This is a genomic window from Methylovulum miyakonense HT12, from assembly GCF_000384075.1.
Taxonomy (GTDB): domain Bacteria; phylum Pseudomonadota; class Gammaproteobacteria; order Methylococcales; family Methylomonadaceae; genus Methylovulum; species Methylovulum miyakonense.
The window spans coordinates 2,183,055-2,205,407 of sequence record NZ_KB913025.1 but is presented as its reverse complement, the minus strand read 5'-3'; the positions used below and the strand labels follow the sequence as shown (position 1 = coordinate 2,205,407).

At 51.6% G+C, this 22,353-nt stretch carries 23 protein-coding genes and 1 tRNA gene; 10 read left to right on the top strand and 14 right to left on the bottom strand.

Features of this window, described 5'->3' with window-relative positions:
• Positions 1 to 406 precede the first annotated feature (406 nt).
• The 3 genes from METMI_RS0111250 (at position 407) to METMI_RS0111240 (ending at position 2,925) form a co-directional block, all read left to right on the top strand.
• Positions 407 to 1,183, top strand: coding sequence for a pentapeptide repeat-containing protein (locus METMI_RS0111250; RefSeq protein ID WP_019866397.1), 777 nt, complete (start codon positions 407 to 409; stop codon positions 1,181 to 1,183).
• A 26-nt stretch (positions 1,184 to 1,209) separates the two neighbouring features.
• Positions 1,210 to 2,331, top strand: a complete 1,122-nt coding sequence (locus METMI_RS0111245) for a methyltransferase domain-containing protein (protein ID WP_019866396.1) — start codon at positions 1,210 to 1,212, stop codon at positions 2,329 to 2,331.
• Positions 2,332 to 2,592: 261 nt separating this feature from the next.
• Positions 2,593 to 2,925, top strand: coding sequence for a hypothetical protein (locus METMI_RS0111240; protein WP_019866395.1), 333 nt, complete (start codon positions 2,593 to 2,595; stop codon positions 2,923 to 2,925).
• 176 nt (positions 2,926 to 3,101) lie between these two features.
• On the opposite strand, the gene METMI_RS0111235 is transcribed toward METMI_RS0111240, so the two are convergent.
• From METMI_RS0111235 to METMI_RS0111190, 10 genes are all read right to left on the bottom strand, one after another.
• Positions 3,102 to 3,662 (bottom strand): chorismate--pyruvate lyase family protein, encoded by a 561-nt coding sequence (locus METMI_RS0111235; RefSeq protein WP_019866394.1) that lies wholly within the window; start codon positions 3,660 to 3,662, stop codon positions 3,102 to 3,104.
• Between the two features lie 2 nt (positions 3,663 to 3,664).
• On the bottom strand, positions 3,665 to 5,746 hold the full coding sequence (recG, locus tag METMI_RS0111230) for an ATP-dependent DNA helicase RecG (protein ID WP_019866393.1): 2,082 nt from the start codon (positions 5,744 to 5,746) through the stop codon (positions 3,665 to 3,667).
• 167 nt (positions 5,747 to 5,913) lie between these two features.
• The gene (locus METMI_RS0111225; RefSeq protein WP_019866392.1) at positions 5,914 to 6,315 is read right to left on the bottom strand and encodes a RidA family protein; all 402 of its coding nucleotides are present in this window, start codon (positions 6,313 to 6,315) and stop codon (positions 5,914 to 5,916) included.
• Between the two features lie 167 nt (positions 6,316 to 6,482).
• Positions 6,483 to 7,049, bottom strand: coding sequence for an aminoacyl-tRNA hydrolase (gene pth, locus METMI_RS0111220; RefSeq protein WP_019866391.1), 567 nt, complete (start codon positions 7,047 to 7,049; stop codon positions 6,483 to 6,485).
• Positions 7,050 to 7,084: 35 nt separating this feature from the next.
• Positions 7,085 to 7,669, bottom strand: a complete 585-nt coding sequence (locus tag METMI_RS0111215; protein WP_029151632.1) for a 50S ribosomal protein L25/general stress protein Ctc — start codon at positions 7,667 to 7,669, stop codon at positions 7,085 to 7,087.
• Positions 7,670 to 7,710: 41 nt separating this feature from the next.
• The gene (locus tag METMI_RS0111210) at positions 7,711 to 8,664 is read right to left on the bottom strand and encodes a ribose-phosphate diphosphokinase (protein ID WP_019866389.1); all 954 of its coding nucleotides are present in this window, start codon (positions 8,662 to 8,664) and stop codon (positions 7,711 to 7,713) included.
• A 40-nt stretch (positions 8,665 to 8,704) separates the two neighbouring features.
• Positions 8,705 to 8,779 (bottom strand) — tRNA-Gln (locus tag METMI_RS0111205).
• Positions 8,780 to 8,783: 4 nt separating this feature from the next.
• Entirely contained in the window at positions 8,784 to 9,656 is an 873-nt protein-coding gene (gene ispE / locus METMI_RS0111200) for a 4-(cytidine 5'-diphospho)-2-C-methyl-D-erythritol kinase (RefSeq protein ID WP_019866388.1), read from the bottom strand.
• Positions 9,646 to 10,227 (bottom strand): lipoprotein insertase outer membrane protein LolB, encoded by a 582-nt coding sequence (gene lolB, locus METMI_RS0111195; protein ID WP_019866387.1) that lies wholly within the window; start codon positions 10,225 to 10,227, stop codon positions 9,646 to 9,648. The genes ispE and lolB overlap by 11 nt, the downstream gene beginning before the upstream one ends.
• A gap of 2 nt (positions 10,228 to 10,229) precedes the next feature.
• Entirely contained in the window at positions 10,230 to 11,987 is a 1,758-nt protein-coding gene (locus tag METMI_RS0111190) for a tetratricopeptide repeat protein (protein WP_019866386.1), read from the bottom strand.
• 230 nt (positions 11,988 to 12,217) lie between these two features.
• On the opposite strand from METMI_RS0111190, the gene hemA reads away from it, so the two are divergent.
• From hemA to prmC, 3 genes are all read left to right on the top strand, one after another.
• The gene (gene hemA / locus METMI_RS0111185; protein WP_019866385.1) at positions 12,218 to 13,477 is read left to right on the top strand and encodes a glutamyl-tRNA reductase; all 1,260 of its coding nucleotides are present in this window, start codon (positions 12,218 to 12,220) and stop codon (positions 13,475 to 13,477) included.
• Positions 13,474 to 14,559 carry a peptide chain release factor 1 gene (gene prfA, locus METMI_RS0111180; protein ID WP_019866384.1) on the top strand — a complete coding sequence of 362 codons (1,086 nt, stop codon included), beginning with the start codon at positions 13,474 to 13,476 and terminating at the stop codon, positions 14,557 to 14,559. The genes hemA and prfA overlap by 4 nt, the downstream gene beginning before the upstream one ends.
• 203 nt (positions 14,560 to 14,762) lie before the next feature.
• A complete protein-coding gene (prmC, locus tag METMI_RS0111175) occupies positions 14,763 to 15,605 on the top strand; it encodes a peptide chain release factor N(5)-glutamine methyltransferase (RefSeq protein WP_019866383.1) in 843 nt (280 codons plus the stop codon).
• Positions 15,606 to 15,722: 117 nt separating this feature from the next.
• Here prmC and METMI_RS0111170 read toward each other — a convergent pair whose 3' ends face one another.
• From METMI_RS0111170 to coaD, 4 genes are read right to left on the bottom strand one after another with little or no spacing between them, the layout of a single operon-like run.
• Positions 15,723 to 16,442 (bottom strand): 4'-phosphopantetheinyl transferase family protein, encoded by a 720-nt coding sequence (locus METMI_RS0111170; RefSeq protein WP_019866382.1) that lies wholly within the window; start codon positions 16,440 to 16,442, stop codon positions 15,723 to 15,725.
• Between the two features lie 32 nt (positions 16,443 to 16,474).
• Entirely contained in the window at positions 16,475 to 17,953 is a 1,479-nt protein-coding gene (gene acpA, locus METMI_RS0111165; RefSeq protein WP_019866381.1) for an acid phosphatase, read from the bottom strand.
• Positions 17,954 to 17,985: 32 nt separating this feature from the next.
• Positions 17,986 to 18,231 carry a YfhL family 4Fe-4S dicluster ferredoxin gene (locus METMI_RS0111160; protein WP_019866380.1) on the bottom strand — a complete coding sequence of 82 codons (246 nt, stop codon included), beginning with the start codon at positions 18,229 to 18,231 and terminating at the stop codon, positions 17,986 to 17,988.
• A gap of 2 nt (positions 18,232 to 18,233) precedes the next feature.
• Complete coding sequence (gene coaD / locus METMI_RS0111155; RefSeq protein ID WP_019866379.1) at positions 18,234 to 18,719, bottom strand: pantetheine-phosphate adenylyltransferase; 486 nt, start codon at positions 18,717 to 18,719, stop codon at positions 18,234 to 18,236.
• Positions 18,720 to 18,942: 223 nt separating this feature from the next.
• On the opposite strand from coaD, the gene METMI_RS0111150 reads away from it, so the two are divergent.
• From METMI_RS0111150 to METMI_RS0111135, 4 genes are all read left to right on the top strand, one after another.
• Complete coding sequence (locus METMI_RS0111150; protein WP_019866378.1) at positions 18,943 to 19,734, top strand: GNAT family N-acetyltransferase; 792 nt, start codon at positions 18,943 to 18,945, stop codon at positions 19,732 to 19,734.
• Complete coding sequence (locus tag METMI_RS0111145) at positions 19,706 to 20,488, top strand: lysophospholipid acyltransferase family protein (RefSeq protein WP_019866377.1); 783 nt, start codon at positions 19,706 to 19,708, stop codon at positions 20,486 to 20,488. Before METMI_RS0111150 ends, METMI_RS0111145 begins: the two co-directional genes overlap by 29 nt.
• A gap of 82 nt (positions 20,489 to 20,570) precedes the next feature.
• A complete protein-coding gene (locus METMI_RS0111140) occupies positions 20,571 to 21,596 on the top strand; it encodes a M14 family zinc carboxypeptidase (RefSeq protein WP_019866376.1) in 1,026 nt (341 codons plus the stop codon).
• Positions 21,586 to 22,353: an alpha/beta fold hydrolase gene (locus METMI_RS0111135; RefSeq protein ID WP_019866375.1), complete on the top strand. Its 768-nt coding sequence runs from the start codon at positions 21,586 to 21,588 to the stop codon at positions 22,351 to 22,353. The genes METMI_RS0111140 and METMI_RS0111135 overlap by 11 nt, the downstream gene beginning before the upstream one ends.

Genomic DNA, 22,353 nt, shown 5'->3' with positions numbered 1-22,353 from the left:
GATTGCTCCTAAATTAGGGGTATGGGTATCGTAAAATGATCTGTGTCCGGGCTAGGCAACGGCCCGACACTGGGTTGTAAACGCGCACTACCCCTCGTCAGCAATAAGCAGACCAATCACGCAAAAAAATAACTAATTGATAATTATTAAAAAATTATCGCTAACTCATGTAAAGAATAAAAACCCTGCAAAATGCGTATGTACTTAAATTGCAACGCTTACATTTTTTGCGGGGTTTTATCCACGACCACTACGTTTCAAATGCAGGACTGCAAAGATCCATCCCCTCCTCGCCGCCCCACTTTGCCCACGTTTTAGGGCAAGTTTATTGCAATCGGCAAGGACTGGGCCTAAAGTTCCGGGTTTGATGATTCCGCATTCAACCTATCCATTTGGAGCATTGTCCATGAAGACTCGCCCTTTTTGGCTATTACTCGCCGTGCTAACCGCCCTGCCTGTTTCAGCCGCCGATTTGACCCGCGCCGAAGTTGAACAGCGGCTGGCCAACGCCACCAAACAGCACCCCGCCGATTTGCGCCGCAAAGATTTGACGGATGTGGATTTGTCCCGGCTGGACTTTACCCAAGCCGATTTATGGGGCGCGGATTTGCGCCGCGCCAATTTCAGCAACAGCGACTTGTCCGGCCTGAATCTGGATTTAAGCGTCATGTCTAAAATCAACCTTTCAGGCGCAAACCTCGCCAACACCAGCGTGTTCGGTGTCCACATGGGCAGCGCCGATTTGAGCCACGCCAACCTCAGCGGCAGCCGTTTCATCGCCAACCTGGATCGCGCCAACCTCAGTTACGCCAACCTAAGCCACGCCAATTGGGGCGTGGACATGCAAAACCAGCCGATGGGCCTGATGCGCGTGAGCCTGAACAACGTCAATTTGACGGGGGCGGATTTGACGGCCGCCAACCTCAACCGCGCGTTGATGCGTTATGCCAATTTAAACGGCGCGACGGTGAAAAACGCGATTTTGTCGGGCGTTGATTTGTCTGGCGCGGATTTAAGCAACGCCGATTTGTCAGGTGCGGATTTGTCAGACAGCCTATTGGAAGACACCAATTTCGCCGGGGCGGATTTGGCAGGCACACGCTTTTCGGGTATTAAGGATAAAAATAAGCTCAAGGGTTTGAGTTCCAGCAAACATCTTGACGCGGCGGTTTTTAAAGACTGACGCGTCCACCCTACAAGGAAAAAACTATGACCATAGAAACCAGCGTCTTAGAACGTTATTCGGCAGGCGCACACAGCGTCCAAACCGAATTATGCTGTCCGGTCGATTATGACCGCGCCTTGCTCGCCCTGCTGCCGCAAGAAATCATAGCCAAAGATTACGGTTGCGGCGACCCGTCGCGTTATGTCAAAGCGGGTGACGTGGTGCTAGATTTAGGTTCCGGTTCCGGCAAAATCTGCTATATGGCGGCGCAATTGGTCGGTGCGGGCGGCAAGGTGATCGGTGTCGACATGAACGACGACATGCTGGCCTTGGCACGCAAATACCAAGGTGAAATGGCGGAAAAATTGGGCGAAGACCGTGTCGAATTCGTCAAAGGCCAGATTCAGGACTTGGCCTTGGATTGGGCGGCGGTCAATGCGTATCTGGCAGAACATCCGGTGAAAAATGCCGAAGACATGCTCGCCTTACGCGCTTGGCAAGAACAACAGCGGGCAACGGCGCCTTTAATCAAGGACAATTCCGTGGATTTGGTCGTGTCCAACTGCGTGTTGAACCTGGTGCATGACAGTGACAAAGAGCAGCTCATCCGCGAGATTTTCCGCGTCGTCAAACCCGGCGGACGGGTGGCGATTTCGGATATTGTCAGCGACGAAACTGTGCCCGGACATCTGAAACAAGACCCGCATCTCTGGAGCGGCTGCGTCTCCGGCGCGTTGCAGGAGCATGAATTTTTGGAGGCTTTCATCAAGGCCGGATTTATCGCCATCAGCTACGACAAATGGGAAAACCAAGCGTGGCAAGTGGTCGAAGGCATAGAATTCCGCGCCGTCACCATCACCGCCGTCAAACCCGCAGGAAATACCTGCACCGACAAAGGCCACGCCGTGATTTACCGCGGCCCGTATTCGGAAGTGTATGATGATGAAGGCCATGTCTATTACCGTGGGCAACGCATGGCGGTGTGTGAGCGCAACTACCAATTGCTGACGGGCGATGCTTACGGCGACGACTTCATCGGCATCGCCCCCGCCCAAGAGCAAGCCGGCAAACCCTGGGACTGCGCCACCGGAACCTTACGCGCCGTGGCTGAAACCAAAGGCGGTGTGCATGAGGACAAATGTAGCCCTGGGGGTGGGTGTTGCTGAACAATGAAAAGCTATAGCCGGTAGGTTGGGGTGAGGAAACGAACCCCAATAACAAATGATGTGATGTGATGTGATGCGTTGGGTTACGCTATCGCTAACCCAACGAACTGGGGGCGGGTGTTGTTGAAAAAAAGAAGCCTGCATAGAATTTGAGGAATACGGAAACCGAACTATGCAAAACTCCATACAATTTTTCAAAGCCAGAAAACCCTGTTTATCCGAAATCAATGCTGGCTTTTTAAAAGCTGTAGGAAATTAAATATGTGGTCTTTTTTACGCAAACGCAAAACCACCCAGTTGATTGAAGAAAAACGTAGTCGCCCTAAGTCTTTGGAACAATTAAGTAAAAATATAGGTAATTTCTCGGATTTGTCCAATCACGATGCCGCCTTAAAATTCTGGCTACCTGAACCAGCCAAAAGTGCATTAGAAGAAATTAGCCAATCCAATGACCAATCTGTCAGTAGTTTTCTTCGCCAATTTTTAGTGATCCACTGTTATGGCTTGTATCCATATTTAATAATGTCTGAAACTATACCCAATTTTTGCAAAGACAATAATTCGGGCATTTTATTTTCTATGGCAGCCGTGTAGGGTGGGCAACGCTTTTTGCCCACCATTTGCCGAATAATCGGTGGGCAGAACAGCATTGCCCACCCTACCTGACTGGGTGACATGGTTGGGGTTTTCCAAAAACCAATTGAGGTTGACAATGCCTGTCAAGGCGGGGAAACGGGAGGCTATCTTTTAGTCCGCCAAGTTCATGCGCATCAAATCCCCAGACTATCCGCCAAGAAAAACTCGCTCACCAACAGGTGCTGGTGCTGTAGCCCATACACCGTCCGCCGCCCCCACACAGGCTGGCTTATCTTGGCTAGCCCACGCGTGGCGGGTGTCCAACCTTCAGGGTTTATCAAGCTTATATCCAACTGCAAACGCGCCAGTTTCGGATACGCAAAAATCACCTCGCCTAGCGGGCGTGTGCCTAGTTTTGCCAGATTGCTATGGGCGAAAGTGACCGTGCCAGCGGGAATCACGGTTCTGGCAAGGATCAGCGGTTTGCCGTCGGCGTGGAGCAGGACTTCGCGCACTAGCGCATGGACGTGCAAAGGAAGTTGCAAGCGCTGTTGTTCGGTGCGGAACGGTGTCTGCCAACGTTGCCAAAGCACACTGACTTTCACTGCGCCGCCGTAAGCGCGGCGTAGGCGTTGCGTCAATGATCCGGTTTCGTAAGTCCAGGATTGCACGGCATCCGGCAATTGGCGGCGGGTTCCGCGCCGGTTTTCCCGCCATTGCGGTTCACGGGGGAATAACTGGCTTCTGATGGTCAAGCTTAAACCTCGGCGTAAAGCGTTTCTGTACCCAACCAACGGTCACACAGCCGTGGTACCGCGTCGGGTGTTTCGGTAAATAATTGCTCACTGACGTTAGCAATCGCGGCGATCAAATCGGCATCGCGCCGCAAGTCGGCAACCTTAAACTGCATCGCGCCCGTTTGCCGCGTCCCCATGACTTCGCCGGGGCCGCGTAATTGCAGGTCTTTTTCGGCGATGACAAAACCGTCGTTGCTGTCACGCAAAATCCCCAGCCGCTGCCGCGCGGTTTCTGATAAGGGCGATTGGTACATCAGCAAGCAATAGCTATCATCTTTGCCGCGCCCGACCCTGCCGCGCAATTGGTGCAGTTGCGACAACCCTAAACGTTCGGGGTTTTCGATAATCATCAGCCCCGCATTGGGCACGTCCACGCCGACTTCAATGACGGTCGTGGCGACCAACAAATCCAACTGGTGCTGCTTGAAGGCTTGCATCACCGCGTCTTTTTCGCTGCTTTTCATGCGCCCATGCACCAGCCCGACGCGCACTCCGGGCAAGGCTTGCGCCAGCACTTCGGCGGTCTGTTCGGCGGCTTGGCATTGCAGGGTTTCGGATTCTTCAATCAAGGTGCACACCCAATAGGCTTGGCGGCGTTTGCCCACCCATTCGTTGATCCTCGCCACCACTTCGGCACGGCGTTCGGATGGGATGACACGGGTGACAATGGGCTGCCGTCCGGGCGGCAATTCGTCAATGACGGACACGTCCAAGTCGGCGTATTGCAACATCGCCAAAGTGCGCGGAATGGGCGTGGCGGTCATCACCAATTGGTGCGGGCGCATCCCCGCTTGTTGGTTCTTTTCACGCAAGGCCAAGCGTTGGTGGACACCAAAGCGGTGCTGTTCATCTATGATAACCAGCCCAAGGTTATGGAACTGTACGGCTTCTTGGAATAAGGCGTGGGTGCCGATCACCAAGTTGACCGTGCCATCCGCCAAACCTTGCAACACCGCTTGTCGGATGCGGCCTTTGCTTTGTCCGCTTAAGAAACTGACTTGCACATCAAACCCTGCAAACCACACGCTGAAATTGCGTAAATGCTGTTCCGCCAATAACTCCGTCGGCGCCATCAGAGCGACCTGGTAACCCGCCGTCATCGCCAACAAGGCCGTATAGGCGGCGACGATGGTCTTGCCGGAACCGACGTCGCCTTGCACCAAGCGCATCATCGGCTTGTTTTGTTTGCAATCGGCGACAATTTCGGCAATCACCCGTTGCTGCGCACCTGTCAACGCGAATGGCAAGGAGCGCAAGAAATGCGTGGCGGTTGGCGCGTCTTCTTGAAAAATGGGGGCTTGCCAGACGCTGGCTTGGCGTTTTAAGGATGACAAGCGCAAATGGTGCGCAAGCAATTCTTCAAACGCCAAGCGTTTTAAGGCCGGGACGCTGCCATCCTGCAAAGCTTCGACCGTGACCGTTTCATCAGGGGCATGTAGGGTTTGTATCGCTTCCGCCAAAGAGGGGTAACCAAAATCTTGCAACATACTGGCGGGAAGGCAATCGGCCAACAATTGGGGATGCTGCCCGCAAACTTGCAAGGCTTGTTTGATGGCCTTGCGGATGACATTTTGGCTTAGGCCTTCGGTGAGCGGATAGACCGGGGTCAAGCGGGCGTCGGTCACCGCCGCATCAGGCCCGCTGATGACGGTGTAATCAGGATGCACCATTTCCAATCCCGCCATGCCCAAGCGGGTTTCGGCGAACACGCACACCCAAGTGCCAGGTTTGAAAATAGTGTGCTGGTTGGCTGTGAAATGAAAAAACCGCAACATCACCGCGCCAGTGCCGTCGCTGATCTTACAGACCAGGCTTTTGCGGCCTCTGGGCAGGACATCTATAAAATCCACTTGACCGCACACCAGTGCGGTCATCCCCGCCGTCAACATACCGATGGGGCTGACGCGGGTACGGTCTTCGTAACGGTGCGGCAGGTGGAACAACAAATCTTGGACGGTACGCAGGCCTAGCTTTCCCAAGCGGTTGGCGGTTTGCGCACCAATACCGTTGAGGTTGATGACGGGTTGTTTCAGAAGGTTCATGCAATCGTATCCCAAGCGTTTACCCTTCCTGGACGAGATGGTGCCTATTCACAAGAAATATGAATTGCCGACATTTAGAATGGTAGGATGGGCTGACGACAGGAAGCCCATCAATTACGTTAAAACAATGGGCATCCCTTCGTTCAGCCCAACCTGTTAGCTGATGCTTACAACGGATATTCTTGGGTAGGCAAGTGCATGACCGCATCCATTTCCACTTCAGCGCCTTTAGGCAAGGAAGCCACGCCTATCGCCGCGCGCGCCGGATAAGGCTGTTCAAAATATTGCCCCATAATTTCATTGACCACCGGAAAATTCGCCAAATCAGTCAGGAACACGTTCAACTTGACGACATGGGAAAAGTCGCCGCCCGCCGCTTCGGCAACCGCTTTCAAATTATCAAATACACGGGTGATCTGCGCGGCAATGCCGCCTTCGACCAAGGTCATGGTTTCCGGAATTAAGGGGATTTGTCCTGAAAGGTAAACGGTATGATCAACTTTGACGGCTTGTGAATAAGTGCCTATGGCTTGCGGGGCTTTATCGGTCTGGATAATTTCTTTCGTCATGGTGCTACCTTTGTATTTACGGCAAAACTGCCTTGCTGTGGAGGGTTATTTGTCAGCGCAATTATAGGGTATTTCAAGCTGGCCGTGCCTGGCAATATTTGCCCTGTGGCCAGTTGTACTCGGGGATTAAGGTAAACAGAGGGGGATTTGAAATTAACAGGTATGGCTTAGGTGTTGAGCTTGTTCATCGCTGCCTCGGTTTGGCCACTGACGATTGGCCCGATATAAGGTTTCGCCAACCCAAAACCGCCTTCCAATAACAGCCAATCGGCTTTGGAAGGTTCTGACAGGACATAATCGGCAACCACTTTGCCCGCAGCCGGGCGGCCTATGCCAATGCGGAGACGGTAAAAATCGTTGCTGCCAAGGTGGGCGATAATATCACGCAAGCCGTTGTGGCCTGCATGGCCACCGCCTTTTTTGAGTTTGACCACACCCGCGTCAAAATCCAGTTCATCGTGGACGACCAAAATTTCTTCGGGCTGAATTTTGTAATAACGGGCAACTTTGCCGACGGCTTGTCCGCTACGGTTCATAAAAGTTTCGGGTTTTAATAACAAAAGTTTATGGTAAGCAATGGCGCACTCCACCAAATGTCCCTGGAATTTGCCCTCGAATTGCCAAGATCCGCCATAATCGGCAAGCAAAGTGTCTAAAAACAAAAACCCGGCATTGTGCCGGGTTTTTTCGTACTGACGTCCAGGATTACCTAAACCGACAATCAATTTAATCATGATAAGGTTTGATCATCCCAAAGGCTTAAAACCAATCAGTTCGTTTTTGAAGCCATCATGGAAACGACAGGCAAATTATGGTCTTCACCTTGAGCCAAAGCAACGACTTCGACACCGTTAGGCAGAACCAAATCAGACAAATGTAGTGATCCGCCAATATCCAAGTTGGTTAAGTCCACTTCGATAAATTCTGGCAAAGCCGAAGGCAAGCAAGAAACTTCCACATCCACCATTGAATGGGCAGCGACGCCACCTTTTTTACCACCGACAGAAGTCGCTTCGTGGGTAAAGTGCAATGGCACATGGACTTTAACGGCTTCAGACATATCAACGCGCAAAAAATCCAAATGCAAGACTTGAAATTTAGCGGGGTTGCGCTGGACACCTTTAAGGATCGCTTTTTCGGTCCTACCATCAACAGTCACATCAAGCACATGCGAATACACGGCTTCATGCTCAAGATGTTTGATGACTTCATTGTGGTTCAACACCAGCATTTGAGGGCCGCTATGGCCTCCATAAATTACCGCAGGCACATTACCTTGACGACGTGAACGTCTGGCCGCACTCTTTCCAGAATCGGCACGACTTTCGGCTACAAACTCAAATACGTTAGACATTCTCTTTTCAACCCCGCACTCAAAGTGCTTTTATTAAACTTTTAATCCACATACAGCGAACTAACTGATTCACCTACGGCTATACGCCTTATCGTTTCGGCCAACATCTCGGCAACACTTAGTTGCCTTATTTTGCCACAATCAATCGCCTCTTGATTCAGCGGTATCGTATCGGTAACTACCAGCTCATCCAAAGAGGAGCCAGTCAAATTTTTCATAGCCGAGCCAGACAACACCGCGTGCGTACAGTAAGCCAAAACCCTAACGGCCCCATGCTTCTTTAGTGCCGCCGCTGCGTGGCATAAAGTGCCGGCAGTATCGACAATATCATCAATCAGGATGCAAGTGCGCCCATCGACATCACCGATGATATGCATGACTTCCGCGACATTGGCCTTTAACCTGCGTTTATCAATGATGGCCAAGTCGGCATCGTTCAAGCGTTTTGCAAGCGCCCTGGCCCTAACAACACCACCGACGTCCGGTGAAACGACTATCAAATCCTTATACTGCTGCCGCCAAATGTCCCCCAACAGTATCGGGGAGGCGTAGACGTTATCAACAGGTATATCAAAAAAACCTTGTATTTGATCGGCATGCAAATCAACCGTCAATAGACGGCTTGCCCCTGCTTGCTCGATCATTTTAGCAACCAGCTTGGCACTGATGGGCACCCGTGCCGAACGTGACCGCCTATCTTGCCGGGAATACCCATAGTAAGGCATCACAGCGGTAATTCGTGATGCTGATGCCCGTTTAAGGGCGTCGATCATCACCAGTAATTCCATTAAATTCTCATTGGTTGGTGAGCAGGTAGGCTGGATTACGAAAACATCCTTACCACGGACGTTTTCTTCAATCTCCACCGCAATCTCCCCATCACTAAACCTGCCGACTGCCGCCATCCCTAAGCGCATGTTCAACTTTTTAACAATACCTTCGGACAAGGCCAAGTTAGCATTTCCAGAAAACACCATCAACGAGGTGTCATTCATTCAAGCTCTCCCACACGAATTTAACTTAAATGGATATAAATGGCTGGGTCGCAAGGATTCGAACCTTGGTATGCGGAGATCAAAACCCCGTGCCTTACCGCTTGGCGACGACCCAATAATCAAGATAGCGAACCACCTAGTTTCATTATAGAAAACAGAGGCGATTCATTGACGCATTTCGTAACGTACACCCGCCACTTAGTTTTAAGCGACTGGTACGCGCCGACTGCTTTTATTTCTGAATCAAACTGTGCAAAAACACAAGCCCCAGTTCCAGTTAATTTTGCATCTGAAAATTCAGACAAATCAACTAAAGCATTTTTAACAGATGGATAACGTTGGCAAACCACATCAAGGCAATCATTTTGATGGTGACCTGCTGTAAAGTCAGATATTTTGATTGATTTGCTATCCCGTGTCAATTCTTTGGCAGAAAAAATTTCTTTGGTATTCACATGGCAATCTGGTTTGATTATCACAACCCAGCGTTCCGGTACGGTAATTGGTTGAATTTCCTCGCCAACCCCTTCCGCCCAAGCCGCGTGACCGAATACGAACACGGGCACATCCGCACCCAATGACAAGCCCAATTCCATAAGCTTTCCGGGCGATAACTGCAAATCCCATAATTTATTGAGCACCACCAACACCGTCGCCGCATCCGAACTGCCGCCGCCTAAGCCACCGCCCATAGGAAGGTTTTTTTCCACATCAATGCAAACGCCCTCCTGACAACCCGTCGTAGCTTTCAACAACCGGGCGGCCCTAACTGTCAAATCTTCGGACTCGGCAACATCCGGCAGGGTATTTTTTAGGCTGACCCGGCCGCTGGCGTCGGGGTGAAAAGTGATCCAATCACATAATTCGACAAACTGGAACACGGTTTGCAATAAGTGGTACCCATCGGGCCTTTGCCCGACAATGCGCAACATTAAATTTAATTTTGCCGGAGCGGGCCATCTCGTCGACCACAGCAAGCCATTATTGTCCATCAGATCCCTTCACAACCCATTGTTCAATGATTAATTTAAGTTTGACCCTGTCATTCATAATGGTCATTTTTCGAGGCAACACCCGCTTATCCACCTGTTGCATTTGCTTATATTCAACCATCCAGCCAGATTGCCGGAAACCGGAAGGGATGTCGACAAATGCCGGCCCGGGTTCCGGCAACCCTACAATCCAGTGGCTTAAGGCCTTGATGGGCACAGACATGCCTAACTGCTGGTTGACAAACGCTTCCGGCTGGTTAGACGTTTGCACATTGCCTCCGCCACGGTCTATGCTGACAACATCCCCATTCAGCCGGACAACCGTCGCCCCCTGCCCTAATGGCCCGGACAATTTAAGCTGGTCTTGGGCGCCTTCATGCTCCCAAGCCATGCTGGCCGACCAAGAATCCTTATTGCCGCTTAATGCCAAACGGCCATCCAAGGACCATTCGGCCAACGGCCCCAAATCTTGCAGCGCGGATCTTGAATAAGTCCCGTCAGGGGCCACATCGACGCTGGAACACGCCGACAAGAGCAAAACAAGGGACAGGGCAGAAAATATGATCCGCACGGTTATTCCGCTTTATCCAGTACGCGGGCTTTGAATTCAAGCAAATAATGGTCATCCGGCGATTCTTTAAAGGCCTCTTTAAAGACTTTCTTTGCCTTATCCTTTTGGTTTACCGCCCACAGGACTTCGGCAAGATGCGCCGCAATCTCATTTTCCTGCTGTTTGGCGTAAGCCCGTTCGAGATAATCCAAGGCCTTGGCCATATTGCCCAATTTAAACTGCAACCAGCCATAGCTATCCAATATAACGGCTTCGTCGGGATTCAACTTAAGGGCGCGCTGCAAATAGCCTTCCGCTTCCTGATAGCGATTGGTTTTATCCGCCAAGGTATAACCTAAGGCGTTTAACGCCTCGGCGTTATCAGGGTATTTACTGATAATTTTTTTCAAATCCGCTTCCAACACCTCCAATTTGCCGATATGCTCGGCCATTAAGGCCCTGGCATATAACAGCTCCTTTTCATCCGGCAAGTCGGTTAACGCATTAGTGAGGATATTGAAGGCCTTGCCATATTGTTGCTGTTGGTTTAGCAATTCTGACTGCACCAACAAAAGGCGTAATTTTTGTTTAGGATATTTTTTTGCCAACGATGCCAACCGTGCTTCAGCCTGGGCAAATTGCTTATCCTTTCCCAGCAGGCCTATTGCCGAAATGCCGGCCTCAAAAACCAAGCGTTCATCAGTGACCTTATCGTACCAAACCAATGCCTCGTCGACGTCATTTTGCTGCTCGGCAATTTTACCCAGATAGTAACTCGCTTGCGCTTGCCACTCGGGCTCCTTCAGTAACTGGGTAAAAACGTCTTCCGCGTCATCCAGATTGTCCTTTTGCAAATACACCAAACCTAAGGCCATACGGCTGTCATTTTCTTTGGGGTTCGCCTTTAGGATAGCCTGATAAATCCCGACCGCTTCATCATACGCCTTGGCCTTAATCAGAACCTGTGCCAATAATTTTTTAATTTTATTATCTTCAGGAAACCTAAGCGCCGCTGTTTTTAACACCTCTTTAGCTTTGTTAAAGTCACCCGAATACATGGCCAACTGGGCTTGCAGCATCAACGCCCTATCCCAGCCCGGCTGTATCCGCAATGCTTGCCCGACCTTGGCCTCCGCCAACTCTGGCCTGTTCATCTGTGTCGCCAGCAAGGCCTGGACAAAATAGACCGTCGCCTGGCCAGGATTCTGGCTTGAAACATCATCCAACACGTCAAAAATCAGCGTGGCCTTATTGTCCTTCTGCAGCACGGTGGCCAATTCGAGTACGGATTTTTCAAAACCCGCCGGATCATTTTTTAACAATGACCCGATATGGCTGGCCGCCGCTGCTTTATCCCCGGCTTTTAAGGCGGCCAATGCGGCGAATTTCCTTGCCGTGATATTATTGGCATCCTGCCGTAACCATATTTTTACCGCCTCGTTAAGCTTGCCCCCGTCTTTTAGGTACATCGCAATCATGGCTGCCCGCTCGGCAAACCGCGGATCATGGACCCGTTTTGCCGCTTCCATATAGCCTTCCAAAGCAATATCATATTGGCCTCGTTGGCCTGCGAGCTCGGCAGTCAACAACATAAACAGCACGTCGGGATCAATTGATGTGGCGGCTTCTTTCGCCTTGCTTTTCTGCTTGACGTCAGCGGGCTTGACAGAGACGGGTGATGTGTCGGGTTGCTGCGGCTTTTCCGGCGAACCGGCACAGCCGTAAAGCAAAACCAGCGTTATTACTGCGGGTAGTCTAATAATCGGTTTAAGAATTAACACTCACAATCCTATTTTAGGTCTCAAAGATAGTCTTAATAGATTAGCAGAAAAAGCTGTTGATTTAGAGAGCTCATTACGCCATTTTCATTAAGCTATTCTATTTCTTGGCATACAGCGGGATAATATAAAGCTATTTTGAATAAAAGCCACTCGTGAAAGGCAAGCCAAACTTGCCTGGACCCCAATAATTCCCTTAATCTAACCGCCAACATCCATTGACTGCACATACCATGACACTACTTGCCGTAGGGATCAATTACCAAACAGCCCCGGTTTCGATCCGTGAAAGGCTGTCATTCCCTACCGAAGTTTTGCAGCCCGCATTACAGGAATTGCACCACATCAAGGAGATCAGCGAAGCGGCAATATTGTCCACCTGCAACCGCACGGAATTCTATTACGCCGCATCCACCACCAACCAGCAAATCCTGATTGACTGGGTTGCGCGAAACAAACACCTCAATGCCGCCGACTTTACGCCCTACCTTTACAGCCATACTGACAGCGGATCCATCCGCCACATGTTCCGGGTAGCTTGTGGCCTAGATTCCATGATTTTAGGCGAACCGCAAATCCTCGGGCAAATGAAAACCGCCTATCAAGCGGCATACGATGCTGGCACCCTAGGCAAACATCTGGGCAAATTGTTCCAACACACGTTTACCGCCGCCAAAAAAGTCCGCACCGACACCGCCATCGGCTCCAGCCCCGTTTCAGTCGCCTTTGCGGCGGTGCAGCTTGCCCAACAAATTTTTGACAAACTTAGCCAACAAACGGCATTGCTGATCGGCGCGGGCGAAACCATAGAACTGGCGGCTAGGCACCTTACCCAGCAAGGCATAGGCCGCCTGATTATCGCCAACCGCACTTACGACAAAGCCCATAGCTTGGCGGCACAATTCAATGGTTATGCGATCGCTTTGTCAGAATTGCCCAACCATCTGGCCGAAGCCGATATTGTCATTTCCTCAACGGCCAGCTCCTTGCCCATACTGGGTAAAGGCAGGGTTGAAAGCGCGTTAAAAATACGCAAGCATAAACCCATGTTCATGGTCGACTTGGCCGTGCCGCGTGACATCGAGGCCGAAGTCGAACAACTGCCTGATGTTTACTTGTACACCGTAGATGATTTACAAAACACCATAGACCAGAACATGAACTCGCGCCGGCTGGCCGCCCAACAGGCGGAAGAGATTATCGACACCCAAGTCGAGCATTTTTTGGCTTGGCTGCGTGCCCAAGGGGCGCAATCGACTATCCGCGACTATCGCCTGTCGGCAGAACAAATCCGTGATGAAACCTTACAAAAAGCCTTGCTGGCCTTACAAAACGGCGCATCCGCCGAAGACACCCTGAACCGGCTCGCCCATACGCTCACCAACAAACTGATACACACGCCCAGCACCCAAATCAGGGCCGCCGCTGAAAACGAGCGCCATGATTTAATTGCCGCTGCCCGCGAAATTTTTAAACTAAGCAACCCCCAATGAAAAAATCCATACAAACCAAGCTCGAAAACCTGTGTGAACGCTACGATGAAATCGCCGCCTTACTTTCCGAACCCGAAGTGCAAAGCAACCAAAACCGTTTCCGCTCCTTAAGCCAAGAATATTCGCAAATCAATCCCTTGGTGGAGTGCTATAAACGCTATGAACAAGCCCTGGAAGCGCTTGCCTCGGCCAAAGAAATGACCCATGACAACGACCCGGAACTGCGTGAACTGGCCAAAGAAGAAGTGAGGGATGCGGAAGACCGGCTGGAAGCGCTTGACCATGAGCTGCAATTATTGCTGCTGCCTAAAGACCCCAACGATAACCGCAACATTTTCTTGGAAATACGCGCCGGGACTGGCGGCGACGAAGCCGCGATATTCTCCGGCGATTTGTCACGGATGTACCAACGCTATACTGAAAGGAAAGGCTGGCAAACCGAGATCATTAGCGAAAGCCCCGGCGACCATGGCGGTTACAAAGAAGTCATTTTGCGCATCTCGGGCCGCGACGTTTATTCGCAACTGAAATTTGAATCGGGGGCGCACCGTGTCCAACGCGTCCCCGAAACCGAATCCCAAGGCCGCATCCACACATCGGCGTGCACGGTCGCCATCATGCCGGAAGTCGAAGAAGTCGACGCCATCGACATCAATCCGGCGGATTTGAAAGTCGACACCTACCGTTCTTCGGGTGCAGGTGGCCAGCACATCAACAAAACCGAATCGGCGATACGCATCACCCATATCCCGACGGGCGTGGTGGTTGAATGCCAAGACGAACGTTCGCAACACAAAAACCGCGCCCGGGCCATGTCATTGCTGGCTTCACGGCTATTGTCCGCCGAACAGGAGAAACACCAGGCCGAGCAATCGCTAACGCGCAAGCTCCAAGTCGGCAGCGGCGACCGTTCCGAACGCATCCGCACTTACAATTACCCGCAAGGCCGCCTCACTGACCACCGTATCAACCTGACCCTGTACAAACTTGACGACATCATGCAAGGCGGATTGGAGCAAGTCATCCAACCGCTGATCAGCGAACATCAAGCGGAATTGCTCACGCAATTGGGCGATGATTAATTTCTCCACATACTGGGCGGGACGGGGTTTGCAGCCCATGCCGTTAAGTTAAGCATGCAGGCTGGGATGGAGCGATAGCGTAATCCCAGCAAATAGGTGTTGCAAAGTGCTGGGATTCCTTACGTCATCCCAACCTACGCACTTCCATGCGCCCACATTAAGTTTTTGTGGACGGCACCCACTTGTCAAACACCAAACACCCCATGCCCACTATCAAATCCCTCCTTGCACAAGCCGCTGATAGCCTTGCCACCATCAGCAGTTCGCCTACATTAGATGCGGAAGTTTTGCTTTGCCAAGTGCTTGGCAAAGCCCGCCCTTACCTGCGTGCTTGGTGCGACCAAGCGGTCAGCGAAGCACAGCTTCAAGAATTCCAACAGTTATGGCAACAACGCCTGCAAGGCCGACCCATCGCTTACCTGACTGGCCAGCGCGAATTCTGGTCACGCGACTTCCTGGTAACACCCGACGTCCTGATCCCTCGCCCGGACACCGAATTATTGATTGAACTCGGCCTAAAACTGATACCCCCAGGTGCGGAGTGGAACATTATCGACCTCGGCACGGGTTCGGGAATTATCGCCATCACCATTGCCGCCGAACGGCCCAATGCCCGGCTGACCGCAGTCGACCGCAGCCTAGAGGCTCTCCAAGTCGCCCGACAAAACGCCGGACGCCACCACATCCAAAATATCCAATTTCATCAAAGCGACTGGTTCAGGCAAGTGCCTGCGCAACGCTTCCAACTCGTCATCAGCAACCCGCCCTATATCGCAGAACATGACTGGCACTTACAACATGGCGACGTACGCTTTGAACCCCAATCGGCGCTCATTGCCGGTGACCAAGGGCTAAGCGACATTAAGGCCATCGCTGAAACCGCCAAAAATTGGCTGGTGGCCGGTGGTTGGCTGCTAATCGAACATGGCTATGACCAAGAAACCGCTGTCCAGGCAATTTTTACCGCCTCGGGCTACCAACAAGTGCAAACAGAACGGGATTTATCAGGGCAACCTAGGGTGACGTGCGGGCAATTGCAAACCTGATAGGCGTAGCTGTAGGCTTTCCTAAGAACGTGTTTTAAAAGCGGCTACGCGGCTCGGTTGCGGCGTTGCGTGGTGCCCGAAACCCTCATGAGGGAGGGTTTATTTGATAGTGGGCCATCACTCCATTTGAAAGCAATCCACCTGCAAGGCGGGCCTATCAACCACTACCGCCCCGCAAAGCATGTCTCCCCCTGACTTTGCCACCAATTCCAAACCCACTATCCCCCATCCCTCGACCGCACCATAAGCGTCCGGCAGGCGTAAGAATTGGCCAGGCTGTTGGGGGTTAACCACACACTGGTTTAGGCCCAGGGCAATACCACGCCCGGTGGCTTTGACAAAAGCCTCTTTTATTGTCCAAAATTGGTAAAAGGCGGATTGTTTCTGGTTGTCCGGCAAGCCATGCCAATATTCGGCTTCCTCTTCGGCGAAACATTTATCCACCAAAGCGGCAAGGTTGGCGCGGGGCCGACAGCGTTCAATATCAACCCCAAGCTGGCAGTCCCGGGCGATGGCGATGGCCAAATAGTTGGCGGCATGGGAAATATTGAAAACCAGCTGCGGATGGTCGGGCAAGTACGGTTTGCCTTCCCCGGTGCGGGCAATGCGCAATTGTGCGGGATGTTGCTGGAGGGCGTCCGCAAGCAGCATCCGCAATCGCCCGCGCACTTCGATATGGCGCAACCTCATCAGCGGATTGGACAGGGACTCCGCGCGGGCCAATTCATCAGCGGACAACAGCGGCACATAATGCCGGCTTAGCGCATCATCGTCCGCCAGTTGGCCATGCCATAAGCCGATGGTGTTTTTAGCTTCGGGCAATGGCGGTTTTTCCACGGCTGCTTGGGCGGCATTGGGATAGCCAGTTTTTATTTGAATTCAAAGGCATTCAGCAAATCCCCGGTGTTCTCCCTAACGCCAGGCAATGCTTCCAAGCCATAACGCCGGGTGATGAATTTGATGATGGAGGTGGTGTCGTAAAGGCTATGGTCGACAAAGCCGCGTTTGGCGAACGGCGAGATGATGATCGCCGGAATGCGTGAACCAGGCCCCCAACGGTCACCTTTGGGGGGCGGGACATGATCCCAAAAACCGCCATTTTCATCGTAGGTGACGATGATGGCCATATCCCGCCATTGCCGGCTATGGCGCAGGCGTTCCAGCAAACCGGCAATATGTTGGTCACCGCTCAGTACATTGGTATAACCGGGATGCTCGTTCACCCCCCCAGCAGGTTTGTAGAATGACACTGGCGGCAAGGTGCCGTTAGCAATCGCTTGCAGGAAATCCTCACCATCTTTTAAATGTTGCCCGCGGTCTTGCGTGCCAGGTGCAAAACGTGCGTAATAATTGAATGGTTGGTGATGGGGCTGGAAATTCAACGCGCCAGGAGCTTCGGCATAAATCACGCTACGTTTCCCTTGCGCCCCATCAATGACCGCCTTGTCCCAACCACCGGCATACCACGCCCAGCCAATGCCTTTGGCGGACAAGGTGTCGCCTATGGTTTTCGCGGTTTGGGGCGGCAAATGGTAACGGGCTCCGGCCAAGCGCGTGTCGCCACCTTTGACGGGCGGCACACCCGATGGCTGGTACGCCGGTTGCACGCTATTGACACTGTAACCATCCGGCGTGAACGCGCCGTCAAAGAATGCGGGCGGGGCTTGCAGGGCCGAAGCTTTTGCTCCGGGCTTGTGTTGCAACCGCCCCTTCCCGTCCAGTTGGGCACGAAGTTCCTGCGGCGCGTTGTTGTCTTGTGGCGTACAAGCACAGACCAGCCACTGGTGGTTTAAATACGAACCGCCAAACGCCCCCATGAAAAAATTGTCCGCCAGCACATAATCCTTAGCCCATTGCCATAATGGGAGCTTAGCCCCATTGTAATACCCCATGGCCAAACCGCCCGCATCGGAAATGGCGGCAAAACGGTTGTTAAGCCCGCCGTTGATTTGTTCGATGTGCTGGTAATAGCGGTGGACAAGGTCGCGGGTCTGCACGGACAGCGGTAAATTGACTGGCGGGCTGTCAATTTGGAAAGGTTGGTTGGGCAATTTAGCGTCAATCAGAGGCGTGTGTTTGCTGGCCCAAATCGGCGGCAAGTGTTTGAACGGCTTGCCGTCCAAATCCATTTGCGTGTATTGCGCGGCACTGGCTTGCTTGACCCCGTCCGCCCTTGGAAACAACCCGTAAAGGTTATCAAAGCTGCGGTTTTCCGCGTAGATGACGACAATATGCCCGATGGCTTGGAGCGGACCGGGCGTTTTGCCGGTAGTTTCAGCCATTGCGTGGTGTATGGAACAAAAACAGGCCAGCAACCCGACTGCATAAATGGAAGGCGTTTTATTCATAGAGATAAGCACCAGGGCGGGATTGCAGAAAGTTATCGGGTCAGTTTTAAATATTTCTGATACAACGCTTCTTGGCTTTCAACGTGCAGGGCGTCTTTGTCGATACATTCGACCGGGCACACTTCCACGCATTGCGGGGTGTCATGATGGCCGACACATTCAGTGCATAAGGCCGGATTGATGACGTAAATGTCCTCTCCTTGGGAAATCGCCCCGTTCGGGCATTCGGGCTCGCAAACATCGCAATTGATGCAAGCGTCATGGATAATAAGGGCCATGTTTACTCCTGGGAAAATTTTTCGATTAAGGTTTGCCGGACCAGCTCAGGGACAAAGCTGGACACGTCGCCATGAAGCTGGGCAATTTCCCTAATCATGCTGGAAGAGATAAATTCATATTGTTCGGCAGGCGTCAGGAACATAGTTTCCAGTTGCGGAGCCAAACGCCGGTTCATGCCAGCAAGCTGGAATTCATATTCAAAATCGGAAACCGCCCGCAGCCCCCTTAGGATCACATTCGCGCCTTGTTCCCGTGCGCAGTCCACCAATAAGTTGTCAAAGCCTATCACTTCGACATTGGGGAATTCCGGCGTGACGGCTTTTGCCAAAGCCACTCGTTCGGCAAGCGAAAATAATGGGGCTTTGCTGCGGTTGACGGCCACAGCGACGATCACTTTATGGTAAAGCCTTGACGCCCTGGCGATTAAGTCCAAGTGCCCGTTAGTGATTGGATCAAACGTACCTGGATAAATGGCGATAATTTGCATAATTTCTGGTTTAAAATAACGGCATTAGGCCGAAACACAGGGTAAACTCTTATTATAACTGTATTTGCCGATAAGGGCGCGTCCGGCAGTACCACACATTACGCCTTTGTTAAAAAAGAAGTTATTGGCACGGTTTGTCATTTAACTTTAATCTTTCCGTCATTAAGCTGACATTTTCCTTAATTATTCTTTCAAGCTGAAACCCTTGGACACATGGATAATTATGAGAAAAGACACTGCAGAAGTACTCATCAAGCCAGCGAAACGCTTGGAATGTTTTGTCGCCAATTCAGAAGCATTAATTAAAGAAGCGCAAAAATTACGCTATCGTGTTTTTGCCAAAGAAATGGGTGCGAAACTGAAATCGGAATCGGAAGGGCTGGATTACGATGACGTTGACCCATACTGTGACCATCTGGTGGTTTTTGACAATGCCACCCAAAAAGTTGTCGGTTACACGCGCTTGCTGACCCAGTACCAGGCGGAAAAATTGGGGCGCTTTTATTCCCAAAGTGAATTTAAGCTGGATCAAGTATTGGCATTGCCCGGACGTTTTCTGGAAATCGGCAGGACTTGCGTCGACCCTGACTTTCGCGGCAGCGCAGTCCTCACCACCCTATGGTCGTCGTTGGTGGAATACGCCTTAAAAGGCCAATTCAATTATCTTCTGGGCTGTGCCAGCATCACCCCTGGCCCTAGCGGTTTTGCGGTTGATGCCGTTTATCGGAATATTGACCCAAAAAATATCGCCCCCTTATCATTGGACGTGGCACCCACTATCCCCGTCCCCTACAGCTTGCGGTGCAACCGCGATGAATCCGGTATCCCGCCTTTACTAAAAGCTTATTTGCGTTTCGGGGCATTAATTTGCGGTGAACCTTGTTGGGATGAAGACTTCAATTGCATGGACCTGTTCGTGTTGTTGCCTTTAGACCAATTACAAGAACGTTACAGCAAACACTACATGCGGGATTACCAGGCGAGCAATGAAATCGAAAAGTCGGCTGTATTATAGGTTACTGCTTGTCGCCCTGCTGGCAGTTGCCGGTTGCTTTATCGCCGGAGTCATTTTCCCTTCGGTCAATCTGCTATGTACGGTGAAAACGGCCAGAAACCATCGCGATGCCCTAAAAAAACGCTGGTTATGCTGGTTTAGCAGCATCGTGAACTTAAATGTGATCAAGGAAGGCGATTTTTCCGGGCAACCCGGGCTGATTGTCAGCAACCACGTTTCTTGGCTGGACATTATTTTAATCGGGCAATACCTGCCTGCTTATTTCGTCGCTAAAAGTGACATTGCCAGCTGGCCGGTCTTCGGTTTCATGTCCAGGCAAGCAGGTACGGTATTTATCCGGCGCGGTGAAAAAAAGCACATTTTCGAAACTGCCGAAAAAATGGTCTGGCTGTTAAAGCAAAACCGCAACATTATTGTTTTCCCTGAAGGCACCACCACCCGGGGTGAGGAGGTCCTGCATTTCCACGCCTCCCTGTTCCAACCCGCCTTGCTGACCAAGGCAACGATCTTTCCGGTCGCCATCCAATATCTGGGGGACGCCAAACACCTTGCCCCTTTTGTTGATGATGATGACCTGCTGCCCCATCTTATCAATATGCTGAGCTTGGACAGGATAGACGTGCGCTTAAGCGTTTTGCCCATGATTGACGGCACGGGCAAAAGCCGCCACGCCGTTAGCCATGAAGCCCGCGAACTGATTCTCTCGCGTATCTCCCCTGATGTTGCGGACATTGCCAAGTCCGCCCATTCTTAACACGCCGTATCTATGGTACCGTTACGCTTTTCTCGCCTAGAAAAGCGTACCCATGCTTGCTTCACCAACCTCTAACACCGCCATGACTGGCTTTAAATTCCCTGAACTTGAGCAACTCGAACGCCTGATCGGGCAATTTGGTGCACGCGCCCGTACTGAAGTGATAGACCGCATCCGTTACAAACACCTGGAATTCCCCATTTACAGCCTGACGCTAGGGACCACCAAACCCGATGTGCCCGTGCTGGCATTTTTTGGGGGCGTGCATGGGCTTGAGAAAATTGGCTCGGAAGTGATTTTGTCCTATTTGCAAACAATTTTGCAATTGCTGGATTGGGATGAAGAATTGTTGCACCGGCTTGAACATTCCCGGCTGGTGTTTGTGCCTATCGTCAATCCGGTCGGTGTCTATCTGGGGCGGCGGTCCAATGGCAATTGTGTGGATTTGATGCGCAATTCCCCGGTAGAAGGTGAAGGCATAGGAGCAAAGAAAATTTACAGCGGCCAACGGATGACGCGCTACTTACCTTGGTTTCGTGGGGATTTGGACAAAATGGAAAAGGAATCATTGGCCTTGTGCAAAGTTGTCGGCGACCAGTTGTTCAGTTCGCCTTTGTCCATAGCCCTAGATTTGCATTCTGGTTTTGGTATCAAAGACCGTTTGTGGTTCCCTTACGCCTCCAGGCAAACCCCTTTTACTTACATCCCCCAAGCACTGGCGCTTAAGGAATTGTTTGACCGTTGTTACCAAAACCACGTTTATAAAATTGAGCCGATGTCACAGGAATACGTCATCAACGGTGATTTATGGGATTTCCTGTTTGACCAATTTGTCAGCCAATTTGGCGAAAAAAAATTGTTTTTGCCCCTGACCTTAGAAATGGGGTCTTGGTTATGGTTACGCAAAAACCCCATGCACTTGTTTTATCGGCACGGCTTGTTCCACCCCATGTTGCCCCACCGCCAACAACGCGTATTGCGCCGCCATTTCGTGCTGTTTGATTTTTTGCACCGTAGCTTGCTTTATCCGTCACTTTGGGCACGGCTCACGCCAGAACAAAAAACCGCAAACCAGCACAAGGCCGAGGCTTTATGGTATGGGCAGTAAACATGGGCGACATTGGGTTTTACTGCGGGGCTTGGCACGCGAATCTGCACATTGGGGTGATTTCGTCCCCCAGCTTAAAGCACAATTCCCGTCGTCCACGGTAACCACGCTGGATTTGCCAGGGACCGGGCGTTTTTTTCAACAAACCAGCCCTAACCGCATCCCCGCGATCACCGAACACGTCCGTTCCCAGGCGCAAGCCCTGGGCTTGCTGGAACAACCCGTCACCTTACTGGCTGTGTCGCTAGGCGCGATGGTAGCGTGGGAATGGCTGCAACATTATCCCGATGATGTTTGCTCGGCGGTGCTAATGAACACCAGTTTCGCCAATTTAAGCCCGTTTTACCAACGCTTGCGCTGGCAATGTTACGGCACCTTTTGCCCATTGCTTTGGTGCCGGGATGCCTATCGGCGCGAATTAGGGGTTGTGCAATTGGTGAGCAACCGGAAAGCCGGTTATCAGCAAACAGCCCAGGAATGGGCGCACATCCAGCATACAAGGCCATTGAGCGTAAAGAACACCTTAAACCAACTCATAGCAGCGGCAAGTTACCGCCCGGCCCGTACCCCACCCAAACCGCCCGTGCTCTTGCTTAATGCCAAAGGTGACCGTTTAGTGTCGCCTTTTTGTTCGGAAGCGATCCAAAAACGGTATTCATTAGAACTGCACACCCACCCTTGGGCCGGGCATGATTTAACGCTGGACGACGGGGATTGGGTGATTGCACAATTGCGGCAATGGCTCCTGTGCAACTAA